Genomic DNA, 12,384 nt, shown 5'->3' on the forward strand with positions numbered 1-12,384 from the left:
GGACCTCCAGGTCCCCCAGGTCCCCCCGGCCCCAGGTCCCCCCCCGGCCCCCCGGGCCCTGCGGGCTTGTGCTCCAGCCCTCGTCGCCCTGCGGGCGCGTGCCTCTCGCCCGCGTCTGGCCGGGCAGCAGGGTGGGCAAGGCGGCCGCCGGTGCCGCGTACCCGTCGCTTCCGACGTCGCCCCGAGGAAAGCCCGGAGCCCCGGTGCCGCGCGGTCGTCGCGGCAGGCGCCGGTCCGGGTCCGGGTCCCGGTACAGGTCCGGGCCCCGGTCGGGCCGAAGCCCCCGGAGGGGGCGGGCGGGTGGGAGATGGGCGGGGGACGGGCTCAGTCGGTCGGACGGGCGGCTGGTGCCGATTCCGGTCGTGGTCGTCGCGGCGGGCGCCGGGCCCCGGTACAGCGCCGGGCCCCGGCTACCGCACCCGGACCCGGTCGGGCCGAAGCCCCGAAGCCCCAAAGCGTGCCGCGCCCAAAAGACAACGGCCTGGGCCCCGCCGACACTCCCGCCAGGGCCCCGGCGCCGCGCAACCACACCCCCGCCCACCCGAACGGCACCGCTCGCCGAGACCCCGCTCGTGCCGCGTGCAACGGTGGTCCGAACGACTGTCCCACCGACGTCCGGAGCCCTGCCATGGCAGACCTGCAGGACGAACTCACCGCCCCCGCCGAGGCGGGCGACCTGGAAGCCGCCAGGTCCGCCCCCGCCGACGTCGCGAGACCCGCGCCCGCAGGCCATGTCCCGGCCGACGCGGGCAACGCGCCCCCCACACCCGCGACCCCCACACCCGCGGCTCCCACACCCGCGTCCCACACCGCCCCCCACGACCTCCTCGCCCGCCACCCCGTGGCCGACGGGTACTGCGGCCTCCCGCAGGTTCTGCGCACCCTCCCCTGGTACGACCTGGAGCTGGGCGAGAGCGCCGTGGAGGCCGACCTGCCGAGGCTGCGCGCGGGTGGCACCGGCGCGCAGCTGTGGGCACCCCACGTGGCCCCGGACGCCCCGGTCACCACGACGCTGGAACAGATCGACCTGATCACCAACGTCGTCGCCCGCCACCCGGAGGACCTCCGCCTCGCCCGCTCCGCCTCGGACACCGCCGACGCCCGCGCCCACGGCCGTATCGCCGTCCTCATCGGCCCGGCCCCGGCCACGGCGGCGGCGGACTCGCTCGGCACGCTGCGCTCCCTGCACGCCCTCGGCCTGCGCGCCCTCACGCTGAGCGGCACGTCATGGGCGTCGGACGACGGCCTGAACCGGTTCGGCGAAGAGGTCGTACGGGAGATGAACCGGCTCGGCATGCTCATCGACCTCACCGGCGCATCGGCCGCCACCGCCACCCGCGTCCTCGCCGTCTCCAAGGCCCCGGTCACCCTGACCCGCTCCGGCGCCCGCGCCCTGAACCACCACCCCGGCAACGCCCCGGACGACCTCCTCACCGCACTCGGCGAGAGCAGGGGGCTGTGCCTGGTGCCGTGCTCCGCGGACCGCACGGGCCCCGCCCTGCGCGACGTGGCCGACCACGTCGACCATGTGCGCGGCCTCGCGGGCCCCGAGTCGGTGGGCCTGTCAGGGACGTACGACACCGGGGACGCGCACCCCGAGGACCTCCCCGACGTCGCCGGTTACCCGGCCCTGATCGCGGAACTCCAGGGCCGCGGCTGGACCGACGCCGACCTCGCCCTGCTCACCTGGGGCAACGCCGAACGGGTGCTGCGCAGCACGGAGTTCGTCTCCCGCGCCGCGCAACACCGCCGCGGACCGTCGACCGCGACCCCCGAACCGTAGAACCTTGGGCCCTTCTGACGGACCTTGCTGGAGTCGGCACCGCACGTGGACGCCGTCCGCGTCCAGCCTGATCCGTCAGAAGGGGCCAAGGGCCTGTCGTCAATCTCCCGTCTGCGCCGCGACGCCTGGCACGCGCGCTCGCGGCGTTGCCGAAAAGTCCGAGCAGCTCCTCCCCCAAGCTCTTAAGGAGCAGGGGGGACCCCCTTCTAGGACCTTCCGGCGCCTTGCGATCGCACGCCCCAGACGCCGCGGCGCCGCCCTTCGGGCGACGACGGGAGTTTGACGACAGGCCCTAGCCCGCATCCGGACGGATCAAGCAGAACGGATGCCCCGCCGGGTCCGCGTACACGCGGAAGTCGCGGGCGCCGTTCTCGTCGTCCAGGTCGAGCGGCACCGCGCCGAGGGCGAGGATCTTCTCCTGCGCTGCCTCGATGTCCGTCACGTCCAGGTCGAGGTGGAGCTGCTGCGAGTCGTGGTCGGCGGCGGGCCACCGTGGGGGCTTGTGGTCCGGCACGCGCTGGAAGGAGAGCCGCTGCCCACCCGGCGGGTCCAGGTTGTACCAGTAGCCCTTGCCCTCGTAGTTCTCGATCTCCCCGCCGAGCACGGCCGCGTAGAACTCGGCGAGTGCCAGCGGGTCGGGGCAGTCGTAGGCGACGGTGCCGATTTTCGCGAAGGCCATGACGGCTCCCTCGGTCGGAAGGTTCAGGAGGCGCAGACGCAGAACGGGTGCCCCGCGGGGTCCGCGTAAACCCGCCAGCTGCGGGAGCGGTCCTCCGCGTCGAGCACCGTGGCGCCCAGCGCGAGCACCTCCTTCTCGGCCGCGTCCAGGTCCTCCGCGGTCAGATCGAGGTGGAACTGCTGGGACGCGTCCGGCGCGGGCCAGGAGGGGGCCACGTACCCGGGCGCCTGCTGGAACGCGAGGCGGTGGCCGCCCGGCGCTGCCACGTCGACCCAGTCCTCTTCGGCCCCGGTGATGCTGCCGCCGAGCACGGCGGCGTAGAACTCCGCCAGCTCGCGCGGCCGCGGACAGTCCAGGACGACGACTCCGAGTTGTGCGATGGGCATGATGCCTCCTCGTGTTACCCCTATTCGGGGTTAACAGGTAACTTCGGCGTTACTGCATACTCCCGCACTGGGGGTAACGTCGCAACCATGAACGCCCGCCAACCCGCACCCGGCGGCCTCGCCCTGATCGAGGACCTGGTGAACACGCTGCTCGACATCACGACGGGCGAGGACGCGCTGGACCGGGCCGAGACGCGCGAGCGCTTCGGCATCGCGGCGGGCGGTGGGCTCGACGAGGCGCGCGAACTGCGCGAGTCGCTGCGCGCGGCCTGCCTGGCCCACGCGGGCCACCCGCCGCACCGCACCGTGACCCCGCTGGGCGAGCTGCTCGCGCGGGCGCCGCTGCGGGTGGCGGTCGACGAGCGGGACGGCGCGGCGAGCCTCGTCCCGGTGCGCGGCGACTCCCTGGCCGGTCTCGTGGCGGCCGCCATCGCCGAGGCGCGCGGGGACGGCACCTGGGCACGGCTCAAGGCCTGCGAGGCGACGGACTGCCACTGGGCGTATTACGACCGGAGCCCCGCGGGCCGCGGTCGCTGGTGCGACATGGCGGTCTGCGGGGCCCGGGCGAAGATGCGGCGCTATCGCGCCAAGTAGTCCCTCGGAACAGAAGTAGTCCCTCGGAACAGAAGTAGTCCCTCGGAACCGAAGTAGTCCCTCGGAACAGAAGCAGTACCTCGGAACAGCGTTACGCGGACGGGCGTCCCATCGCCCGGTACGTCCACCCGGCCGCCCGCCACAGCGAGCTGTCCAGCGCGTTGCGCCCGTCCAGGAGCACCGGGCTCGTCGCCACCTTGGCGAGCTCCGCCGGGTCGAGCTCGCGGAACTCGCGCCACTCGGTGAGGTGCAGCACGATGTCCGCGCCGCGCACCGCGTCGAGCGCCGAGTCCGCGTAGCCGAGCGTCGGGAAGACGCGGCGCGCGTTGTCCATGCCCTTGGGGTCGTAGACCGTGACCTGGCCGCCCTGGAGGTGGATCTGGCCGGCGACGTTCAGCGCCGGGGAGTCCCGTACGTCGTCGGAGTCGGGCTTGAACGTGGCGCCGAGGACGGCGACCCGCTTGCCCAGGAACGCCCCGCCGCCGAGCGCCTCGCGCGCCATCTCGACCATCGCGCCGCGGCGCCGCATGTTGATGGAGTCGATCTCACGGAGGAAGGTCAGGGCCTGGTCGGCGCCGAGTTCACCGGCGCGCGCCATGAACGCCCGGATGTCCTTGGGCAGGCAGCCGCCGCCGAAGCCGATCCCGGCCCGCAGGAACTTGTGCCCGATCCGCTCGTCGTAGCCGATGGCCTCGGCGAGCTTCGCGACGTCGCCGCCGCCCGCCTCGCAGACCTCGGCCATGGCGTTGATGAAGGAGATCTTCGTGGCGAGGAAGGAGTTCGCCGACGTCTTCACCAGCTCGGCCGTCGGGTAGTCCGTCACGATGAACGGCGTGCCCTCGGCGAGCGGCTTCGCGTACACCTCGCGCAGCAGCTCCTCGGCCCTGTCGCTGTTCACGCCGACCACGATCCGGTCCGGGTGCAGCGTGTCGTTCACGGCGAAGCCCTCGCGCAGGAACTCCGGGTTCCACGCCAACTCCGCGTGCTGCGGCAGCAGTCCGGTGAGCCGGTCCGCCGAGCCGACCGGCACGGTCGACTTACCGACGACGAGCGCGCCCTCCTTGAGGTGCGGCGCGAGCGAGCTGAAGGCGGCGTCGACGTAGCTCATGTCGCAGCCGTACTCGCCGTGCTTCTGCGGCGTGTTCACGCACACGAAGTGCACGTCGCCGAACTCGCCGGCCTCGGCGAAGTCCATCGTGAAGCGCAGCCGCCCGCTCGAACCCTCGAACCCCGAGACGTGCCGGCGCAGGAGATCCTCGAGGCCCGGCTCGTACATCGGGACCTCGCCCCGCGTGAGCATGTCGATCTTCTCGGGCACGACGTCCAGGCCGAGCACCTCGAAGCCGAGCTCGGCCATGGCTGCGGCGTGTGTCGCGCCGAGGTAGCCGGTGCCGATCACGGTGATCTTGAGGGCCATATCGGGGGGCTCCAGAGGTGTGGGTGCTTCAGGGCGCTGCCGAGCATAGCCGTGGCATGTGAAGGCGCCCCACCGGGCAACTTCACCGTTGTCGCATAGCTCACGTATCCGTGCAGTGGGCCGCGACCTAAGATTCGGGTTACTTAACGGTAATTAGCATCAGTAGAAGCGTGGCTTGGAGCGTGAGAGACCTTGGCCGGAACGGCTGACTTCGACCTGTACCGCCCGTCCGAGGAGCACGACATGCTCCGCGAGTCGATCCGTGCGCTGGCCGAGGCGAAGATCGCCCCGTTCGCCGCAGCGGTGGACGAGGAGGCGCGCTTCCCGCGCGAGGCACTCGACGCGCTCACCGCGGCCGACCTGCACGCGGTGCACGTACCGGAGGCCTACGGCGGCACCGGCGCCGACGCGCTCGCCACGGTCATCGTGATCGAGGAGGTGGCGCGCGTCTGCTGCTCGTCCTCCCTGATCCCCGCCGTGAACAAGCTGGGCTCGCTGCCCGTCATCCTCTCCGGCTCCGAGGAGCTGAAGAAGAAGTACCTGGGCCCGCTGGCCAAGGGCGACGGCATGTTCTCGTACTGCCTGAGCGAGCCGGACGCGGGTTCGGACGCCGCGGGCATGAAGACCCGCGCGGTGCGCGACGGCGACCACTGGATCCTCAACGGCGTGAAGCGCTGGATCACCAACGCCGGCGAGTCCGAGTACTACACGGTGATGGCCGTGACCGACCCGGAGAAGCGCTCGAAGGGCATCAGCGCCTTCGTCGTCGAGAAGTCCGACGAGGGCGTCTCCTTCGGCGCCCCGGAGAAGAAGCTCGGCATCAAGGGCTCGCCGACCCGCGAGGTCTACCTCGACAACGTGCGGATCCCCGCCGACCGCATGATCGGCGCCGAGGGCACCGGCTTCGCCACGGCGATGAAGACCCTCGACCACACCCGCATCACCATCGCCGCGCAGGCGCTCGGTGTCGCGCAGGGCGCCCTCGACTACGCCAAGGGCTACGTCCAGGAGCGCAAGCAGTTCGGCAAGGCGATCGCCGACTTCCAGGGCATCCAGTTCATGCTCGCGGACATGGCCATGAAGATCGAGGCCGCCCGCGCCCTGACGTACCAGGCCGCGGCCAAGTCGGAGCGCGGCGACAGCGACCTCACCTTCCAGGGCGCCGCCGCCAAGTGCTTCGCGTCGGATGTCGCGATGGAGGTCACCACGGACGCCGTCCAGCTGCTCGGCGGCTACGGCTACACCCGTGACTACCCGGTCGAGCGCATGATGCGCGACGCCAAGATCACCCAGATCTACGAGGGCACGAACCAGGTCCAGCGCATCGTGATGGCGCGCAACCTGCCGTAACGCCGCTCGCGCCGAGGCCCCTGATCACCCGCACGGATCAGGGGCCTTCGTGCGTCCTGCGCAGCACCAGGCAGGCGAAGCCGAAGGAGTGCCGGTAGCCGCGCAGCCACTCGGTGCGGCGGGCGTCGACCAGCTCCAGGAGCTCGGCGCTGTCGGGGTCCTCCGGGTGGTCGAGGGCCCGGTTCGCGACGGAGCCGAGCCAGGACCATTCGTACGCGTCCAGCTCGTGCCGGGTGCTGAGGTGCGCCGCGACCGGGGTCCAGCCGGCCCCGGCGACCCGGTCGAGGGTGGTCGCCAGGTCGGCGAAGTCGCCGAGCGTCTCCACGGCCTCGGGGGAGGGGGCGGACTCCCAGTAGCCGTCGCCGATCACGACCCGGCCGCCCGGAGCCAGGTGGGCGCGGGCCGCGTCGAGCGTGGGCAGCAGGCCGCCGAAGGCGTGCGCGGCGCCGACGCTGAGCACCGCGTCGAACGGCTTCTCCGGCGTGAAGTCCTCGGCCGCCTTGTGGTGCAGCGCGAGCCGGTCGGCCACGCCCGCCGCCTCGGCCCGCTCGCGGGCCTCGGCCAGGGAGCTCTCGTCCAGGTCGACGCCGTCGGCCCGGACGCCCGGATGCGTCGCGAGGGCGCGCAGCAGCCATTCGGCGGGGCCGCAGCCGAGGTCGAGGACGCGTTCGTCGCCGCGGGGCAGGGCGTGGCGCAGCAACTCGCGTACGGAGTCGTCGCCGAGCGGCGCCTTGATGGGGTGGTCGGTGTGGGCGATGCGGGAGATCTCTTCGCGATGCACGGGCGCAGCGTGTCAGGAGCGGGGGCCCGCCGCATCGGCTTTGGTGACTTCCGGTAGCGCCGCGAGGTAGCCGCCGTCCACGGGCAGGCAGACCCCGTTGACGTAACTGGAGGAGGGCCCGGCCAGGAAGGCGACGACGTCGGCGATCTCCTCGGGGGAGCAGAGGCGGCCGAGCGGGTAGTCGGCCTCGACGCGGGCGCGTGCGGCCGGGTCGCGCCAGCGGTGGGCATTGCGCTCGACGGGCACGAAGCCGGGCTCGACGACGTTGGTGCGCACGCCGAGCGGCCCCCACTCGGTGGCCGCCGCGCGGGCGAGGGCGCCGAGACCGGCCTTGGCGACGGCGTACGGGGCGCAGTCCGGGGCGGCGCCGTGCGCGTGCACCGAGCCGACGAGGACCACGGACGCGGGCCCCGCGCCCTTGCGTCGCACCAGCTCGGCGGCGGCCTGCCAGGCGGAGACGAGCCCGACGTCGAAGACCTTGTGCCACTGCGCCGGGGTCAACTCGCCGAGCGGCGCCCGCAGTTCGTGCAGCAGCGCGTGCACGAGCACGGAGGGCGGCTCGGGGGCGACGTCGAAGGCCCGCCCGATGACGGCCGGTTCGGTGGCGTCGCCCGCCAACGCTGCGTGCACACCCGGGAGTTGACACACCATCGGGTCGAGGTCGACCGCGACCACATGCGAACCGCCGGCGGCGAGCCGGGCCACGACAGCCCGGCCGACACCACCGGCGGCACCGAGAACGAGAGCGGATGCCATGACGACATCCTGGCGTCGGTCAGTCGCTGGAGACCGTGACCTTCTCGTCGTTGTTGAACTGGTCGACGAGCTGCTTGACCTTGGCCTTGTCCCACAGCAGGTTGCCGCCGACGCTGCCGCTCGTCGGCATGTTCATGGACTTGCCGTCACCGCTGTTGGTGGACTTCATCGCCATGAACATCTTGCCGAGGTCCCACAGGCTCATGTCCTTGTCGACGGTGAGCGAGTCGAGACCCGCGCCCATCGTCGGGTACAGCGTGAACGGGTTCAGGACCGTCGAGGGCGAGGACACCTTGTGCGCGAGCGCCCCGAGGAACTGCTGCTGGTTCTTGGTGCGCTGCAGGTCGGACTGGGCGAAGGCGTGCCGGGTGCGGACGAAGGCGAGGGCCTGCTGGCCGTCCAGGGTCTGCTTGCCCTTCTGGAAGTCGGCCCCGGACCACTTGTCCTTGAAGCCCTCCTTCAGGTTCATCTCGACGCCGCCGACCGCGTCCACGATGCTCGCGAAGCCACCGAAGCCGATCTCCGCGTAGTGGTCGATGTGCAGTCCGGTGTTGGACTCGACGGTGCGCACGAGCAGCGTCGGACCGTCCTCCGCGTACGTGGCGTTCAGCTTCGTCTGACGCCCGGTGGCCGGATACGTCTTGCCGGACTCGGCGCCCTTGTACGAGGGGATCTCCACGTTCGAGTCACGCGGCAGCGAGACGAGGGTGTCCCCGCCCGAGCCGACGTGCAGGATCATCATCGTGTCCGTGCGCTTGCCCGCGGCGGAGCCGGTGTGCAGCTTCTTCTTGTCCTCGGCGGTCATGCCCTCGCGGCTGTCGGTGCCGACGATCAGGTAGTTCGTGCCGTCGCCCGCCTCGGGCCGGTCGATGACCTTCGACAGGTCGACGTCGCGGTGCAGCTTGGAGTCGGCCCAGAAGTACGTGCCGATGCTCGCGACGACCACCACGACCACCACGGCCAGGACGGTCCGCTTGATGCGCTTGCCCCAGTTGGGGGGCCGCACCGGGCGGCCGGTCGGCGGCCCGTAGTCGCCGCCGTCGTCGAAGCCGGGACCCCGGCCCCGGCCGCCCGGCTGGCCGTAGACCTGGCCCGTGTTGTACCCGTCGTCGTACGCGGGCGGCGGAGGCTGCTGCTGCGGGACAGGACGCTGCACGTGTCGCATGACACGGGCGTCTTCGGGGCGTGCACTGCCGCTGCCACGGCCGTATCCGCCGCGGCCCGCGCCGCCCTGCCTGTCGCTCCGCCCGTCGGGCCAATCATTCATAGGGCTCAGTGTGCAGTGCTCGAATACGTGCCTTACAAGCCCTGAAGGGAAATCGCACCCGTGCTGTTGCAGAGCTAACACATTCGGCGCGCGCATAAGGTTGGTGGCATGACAGACCAGGCCCACGGCGCGGAATCGGATATTCCGGGCAAGCCGACTTCCGCTTCCCGCACGACGTTGTCGCACATCATGACGCACAACGACACCAATCTCCTCGGCACGGTGCACGGTGGCGTGATCATGAAATTGGTCGACGACGCGGCGGGCGCCGTGGCCGGTCGACACTCGGGCGGACCTGCGGTCACGGCCTCCATGGACGAGATGGCCTTCCTGGAGCCGGTGCGCGTGGGCGACCTGGTGCACGTGAAGGCGCAGGTGAACTGGACGGGGCGCACGTCGATGGAGGTCGGCGTGCGGGTCCTCGCCGAGCGCTGGAACGAGTCGGCCCCCGCACAGCAGGTCGGCTCGGCCTACCTCGTCTTCGCGGCGGTCGACGCGGACGGCAAGCCCCGCACGGTCCCCCCGGTCGAACCGGAGACCGACCGCGACCGCCGCCGCTACCAGGAAGCCCAAATCCGCCGCCAACACCGCCTGGCAAAGCGCCGCGCAATCAAGGAACTGCGTAATTCAAGCCCCGCCGGCGATTGAGGCGCGGGGTCCGGGGCAGAGCCCCGCGACCGCAACCCCGACCGACCGCAACAAGAGGTCACCCACACACAACCTGGTCCCCGGTAACCGCCCCGTACGACCCAGCGTCAGCGTCCTGCGCACGCACCGCCCGCACCCCCTCATAGTCCGCCCCGGCCAGAACCTTCAACGTCGGCCCAAGACCGTCCACCGGCTTCATCTCCGCCCCCGGCAGGGACTCCGCCAAGGACTTGGCCGACCGGTCCCACCCGGGGTCGTACAGCACGGTCGTCCGCTTCGCGGTGAGGTCGTCCGCGTTGACGGGCGCCCCGGTCGTCCGGAACCCCGTCCTCTTCAGCGCGGAGTCGACCTTCTTGCCGAGCCCCGAGGACGCCGTCCCGTTCTCGACCTGGACGCGGATCTCGTTCGGTGCGACGTCGACCACGGCCGCCTTCTTCGCCTTCGGCCGGTGCGGAGCGAGCGGCTTGTCCTCGCGCAGCGCCTTGAACAGCGCCGCGGACTTCTTGTCGTCCCACTTCACCGTGGAGCCGATGTTCGGCACGGGATAGCTCATGTTCCCGATCGGCACGGTCGTGAACTCCGAGGACGACGGCGAGAAGTTCCGCATGGCCCGCGCCAGGTCCATCATCTCGTCTGACCCGAAGCCCTTGTCGGCGCGGACCGAGCTGAGCAACGTACGGGCGACACCGCGGAACCGGACCGGGTTGAGCAGCACGCCCGACGACGTCGCCTTCGAGATCAGCGCGGCCATGAACCGCTGCTGGCGCTGCATCCGGCCGAGGTCGCCCGCACTGTCCATGTGCCGGGCCCGCACGTACTGCAGGGCCTGCCCGCCGTTCAGCCGGTGCGTGCCGGTATCCAGATCGAGGCCGGTGTAGGAGTCCTTGAGCGGGGAGGCCGTGCAGATGTCGACGCCGCCGAGCTCGTCGACCGTCTTCATGAAGCTGGTGAAGTCGACCTCCAGATAGTGGTCGAGCTTCACCTTCGTCATGTGCTCGACCGTGCGCAGCGTCAGCTGCGGCCCGCCCTCCGCGTACGCCGCGTTCAGCTTCACGGGGTGCTGGTGGTGCTTCTCGCCGCTGTTCTGGTCGGTGTGCGCCGGGATCTCCGCGTACGAGTCGCGGGGGAGGGAGACGACGGAGGCGCGCTCGTGGTTCGCCGAGATGTGCACGATCATCACGGTGTCCGTGCAGTGGCAGGGAGCGCCGCCGAGCTTGTACTTCCGGCGCTGCTCCTCGCTGATCTTGTCGCGGCCGTCGGTGCCGACGAGCAGCACGTTCATGCCGTCGCCGGCCGCGGGCCGGTTCTTCATGTCCTTGAAGGGGTCGATCCGGTGGATCCCGGCGTCGATGCCGGTGACGAGCGCGTGCCCGACGCCGGCCGCGGCGAGCACCGTCACCGAGAGCGCCGTCGCCACCCGCATGGCCCACCGGGACTTCTTCCTGAGCGGCGGCCGACCGGGCCCGCGGGCCTGTCCCCGGGGACGGGAAGGCCGCTGCGGACGGTCGGGGGAGCGGGGCGGCGTGGGCACCGGGGGACACCTCCGCGACAGTGGGCGTGGGACGCGAGCACAGTAGGTCGATACGATCTGCTGCCCGCGGCAGCGACTCGGCGGCGCGCGACCGGTTCCCCCATTAGCGGTAACGTGAGCCGCGATGAACGCAACCGCCAACTCTGCAACGCAGCTCCCGGCCGTCTCCGTGATCATGCCCATCCTCAATGAGGAGCGGCATCTGAAGGAGGCCGTCGAGGCGATCCTGACGCAGGAGTACGACGGCGAGATGGAGGTCGTGCTCGCCCTCGGCCCCTCCACCGACCGTACGGACGAGGTCGCCGCGCGGCTCGTCGCCGAACACCCCAAGGTGTCCACGGTGCCGAACCCGACGGGCCGTACCCCCGCCGCCCTGAACGCCGCGATCAAGGCCTCCCGCCATCCGATCGTCGTCCGCGTCGACGGCCATGCCGCGCTCTCGCCCGGCTATATCGCCACCGCGGTCCGCCTCATGGAGGAGACCGGCGCGATGAACGTCGGCGGCATCATGCACGCCCAGGGCACCAACGCCTGGGAGCAGGCCGTCGCCGCCGCGATGACCTCGAAGATCGGCGTCGGCAACGCCGCGTTCCACACGGGCGGCGAGGCGCAGCAGGCCGAGACGGTCTATCTGGGCGTCTTCCGGCGCGAGGTGCTCGAGAAGCTCGACGGTTACAACGAGGAGTTCATCCGCGCCCAGGACTGGGAGTTGAACTTCCGGATCCGCGAGTCGGGCGGCCTCATCTGGTTCTCGCCCGACCTGCTGGTCGACTACCGCCCCCGGCCGAGTGTCAGGGAGCTCGCCAAGCAGTACCGGAACTACGGCCGCTGGCGGCACGTCGTCGCCCGCTTCCACTCCGGCTCGATCAACCTGCGCTACCTCGCCCCGCCGACCGCCGTGTGCGCGATCGCGGCGGGCGTCGTGGTCGGCGCCGCCCTCACGCCGTGGGGCTTCGTGATCCCCGGCGGCTACCTCGCGGCGATCGTCGCGGGCTCGATCCCGGCGGGCAAGGGGCTGCCGCTGAAGGCGCGCGCCCAGATCCCCGTCGCGCTCGCCACGATGCACATGACGTGGGGCTGGGGCTTTCTGACCAGCCCGAAGTCGCTCGCGAAGAAGGTCATCGCCTCGCGCAGGCCGGCCGTGCCGCAGGAGCCCGCGGTCAACTGACCGTCAGTTTTCCTACGGGGCGCG

12 protein-coding genes are annotated in these 12,384 nt (G+C 71.5%); 5 read left to right on the plus strand and 7 right to left on the minus strand.

Features of this window, described 5'->3' with window-relative positions:
• Positions 1-628: 628 nt before the first annotated feature.
• Entirely contained in the window at positions 629-1,783 is a 1,155-nt protein-coding gene (locus OKJ99_RS37540) for a dipeptidase (protein ID WP_326022879.1), read from the plus strand.
• Between the two features lie 292 nt (positions 1,784-2,075).
• Here OKJ99_RS37540 and OKJ99_RS37545 read toward each other — a convergent pair whose 3' ends face one another.
• Together OKJ99_RS37545 and OKJ99_RS37550 are read right to left on the minus strand one after the other, a co-directional pair.
• The gene (locus OKJ99_RS37545; protein WP_326022880.1) at positions 2,076-2,462 is read right to left on the minus strand and encodes a VOC family protein; all 387 of its coding nucleotides are present in this window, start codon (positions 2,460-2,462) and stop codon (positions 2,076-2,078) included.
• 23 nt (positions 2,463-2,485) lie between these two features.
• A complete protein-coding gene (locus OKJ99_RS37550; RefSeq protein ID WP_326022881.1) occupies positions 2,486-2,848 on the minus strand; it encodes a VOC family protein in 363 nt (120 codons plus the stop codon).
• Positions 2,849-2,935: 87 nt separating this feature from the next.
• Between OKJ99_RS37550 and OKJ99_RS37555 the strand changes: the two genes are divergently transcribed.
• On the plus strand, positions 2,936-3,442 hold the full coding sequence (locus OKJ99_RS37555) for a CGNR zinc finger domain-containing protein (RefSeq protein ID WP_326022882.1): 507 nt from the start codon (positions 2,936-2,938) through the stop codon (positions 3,440-3,442).
• Between the two features lie 91 nt (positions 3,443-3,533).
• Here OKJ99_RS37555 and OKJ99_RS37560 read toward each other — a convergent pair whose 3' ends face one another.
• Positions 3,534-4,859 carry a UDP-glucose dehydrogenase family protein gene (locus OKJ99_RS37560; protein ID WP_326022883.1) on the minus strand — a complete coding sequence of 442 codons (1,326 nt, stop codon included), beginning with the start codon at positions 4,857-4,859 and terminating at the stop codon, positions 3,534-3,536.
• 192 nt (positions 4,860-5,051) lie between these two features.
• Between OKJ99_RS37560 and OKJ99_RS37565 the strand changes: the two genes are divergently transcribed.
• A complete protein-coding gene (locus OKJ99_RS37565; protein WP_326022884.1) occupies positions 5,052-6,209 on the plus strand; it encodes an acyl-CoA dehydrogenase family protein in 1,158 nt (385 codons plus the stop codon).
• A gap of 37 nt (positions 6,210-6,246) precedes the next feature.
• Here the strand turns inward: OKJ99_RS37565 and OKJ99_RS37570 are convergent, their stop codons facing one another.
• The 3 genes from OKJ99_RS37570 to OKJ99_RS37580 are packed head-to-tail and all read right to left on the minus strand — an operon-like array spanning position 6,247 to position 9,013.
• Positions 6,247-6,990: an SAM-dependent methyltransferase gene (locus OKJ99_RS37570; RefSeq protein WP_326022885.1), complete on the minus strand. Its 744-nt coding sequence runs from the start codon at positions 6,988-6,990 to the stop codon at positions 6,247-6,249.
• Positions 6,991-7,002: 12 nt separating this feature from the next.
• Entirely contained in the window at positions 7,003-7,746 is a 744-nt protein-coding gene (locus OKJ99_RS37575; protein WP_326022886.1) for an SDR family NAD(P)-dependent oxidoreductase, read from the minus strand.
• A gap of 19 nt (positions 7,747-7,765) precedes the next feature.
• Positions 7,766-9,013: an LCP family protein gene (locus tag OKJ99_RS37580; protein ID WP_326022887.1), complete on the minus strand. Its 1,248-nt coding sequence runs from the start codon at positions 9,011-9,013 to the stop codon at positions 7,766-7,768.
• A gap of 108 nt (positions 9,014-9,121) precedes the next feature.
• Between OKJ99_RS37580 and OKJ99_RS37585 the strand changes: the two genes are divergently transcribed.
• Positions 9,122-9,661 carry an acyl-CoA thioesterase gene (locus OKJ99_RS37585; RefSeq protein WP_326022888.1) on the plus strand — a complete coding sequence of 180 codons (540 nt, stop codon included), beginning with the start codon at positions 9,122-9,124 and terminating at the stop codon, positions 9,659-9,661.
• 58 nt (positions 9,662-9,719) lie between these two features.
• On the opposite strand, the gene OKJ99_RS37590 is transcribed toward OKJ99_RS37585, so the two are convergent.
• The gene (locus tag OKJ99_RS37590; protein WP_456115206.1) at positions 9,720-11,192 is read right to left on the minus strand and encodes an LCP family protein; all 1,473 of its coding nucleotides are present in this window, start codon (positions 11,190-11,192) and stop codon (positions 9,720-9,722) included.
• A 124-nt stretch (positions 11,193-11,316) separates the two neighbouring features.
• Here OKJ99_RS37590 and OKJ99_RS37595 point away from each other — a divergent pair, with 124 nt between their 5' ends.
• On the plus strand, positions 11,317-12,360 hold the full coding sequence (locus OKJ99_RS37595) for a glycosyltransferase family 2 protein (protein ID WP_326022890.1): 1,044 nt from the start codon (positions 11,317-11,319) through the stop codon (positions 12,358-12,360).
• Positions 12,361-12,384 lie beyond the last annotated feature (24 nt).

Origin of the sequence: Streptomyces endophyticus (assembly GCF_035798155.1) — a bacterium.
Lineage (GTDB): Bacteria > Actinomycetota > Actinomycetes > Streptomycetales > Streptomycetaceae > Streptomyces > Streptomyces endophyticus.

What these genes read in the sequence shown, in the direction of transcription:
- OKJ99_RS37550 (WP_326022881.1), bottom strand. Translation starts at nt 2,848, where the DNA reads ATGCCCATCGCACAACTCGGAGTCGTCGTCCTGGACTGTCCGCGGCCG.
- OKJ99_RS37585 (WP_326022888.1), top strand. Translation starts at nt 9,122, where the DNA reads ATGACAGACCAGGCCCACGGCGCGGAATCGGATATTCCGGGCAAGCCG.
- OKJ99_RS37595 (WP_326022890.1), top strand. Translation starts at nt 11,317, where the DNA reads ATGAACGCAACCGCCAACTCTGCAACGCAGCTCCCGGCCGTCTCCGTG.
- OKJ99_RS37540 (WP_326022879.1), top strand. Translation starts at nt 629, where the DNA reads ATGGCAGACCTGCAGGACGAACTCACCGCCCCCGCCGAGGCGGGCGAC.
- OKJ99_RS37560 (WP_326022883.1), bottom strand. Translation starts at nt 4,859, where the DNA reads ATGGCCCTCAAGATCACCGTGATCGGCACCGGCTACCTCGGCGCGACA.
- OKJ99_RS37580 (WP_326022887.1), bottom strand. Translation starts at nt 9,013, where the DNA reads ATGAATGATTGGCCCGACGGGCGGAGCGACAGGCAGGGCGGCGCGGGC.
- OKJ99_RS37555 (WP_326022882.1), top strand. Translation starts at nt 2,936, where the DNA reads ATGAACGCCCGCCAACCCGCACCCGGCGGCCTCGCCCTGATCGAGGAC.
- OKJ99_RS37545 (WP_326022880.1), bottom strand. Translation starts at nt 2,462, where the DNA reads ATGGCCTTCGCGAAAATCGGCACCGTCGCCTACGACTGCCCCGACCCG.
- OKJ99_RS37575 (WP_326022886.1), bottom strand. Translation starts at nt 7,746, where the DNA reads ATGGCATCCGCTCTCGTTCTCGGTGCCGCCGGTGGTGTCGGCCGGGCT.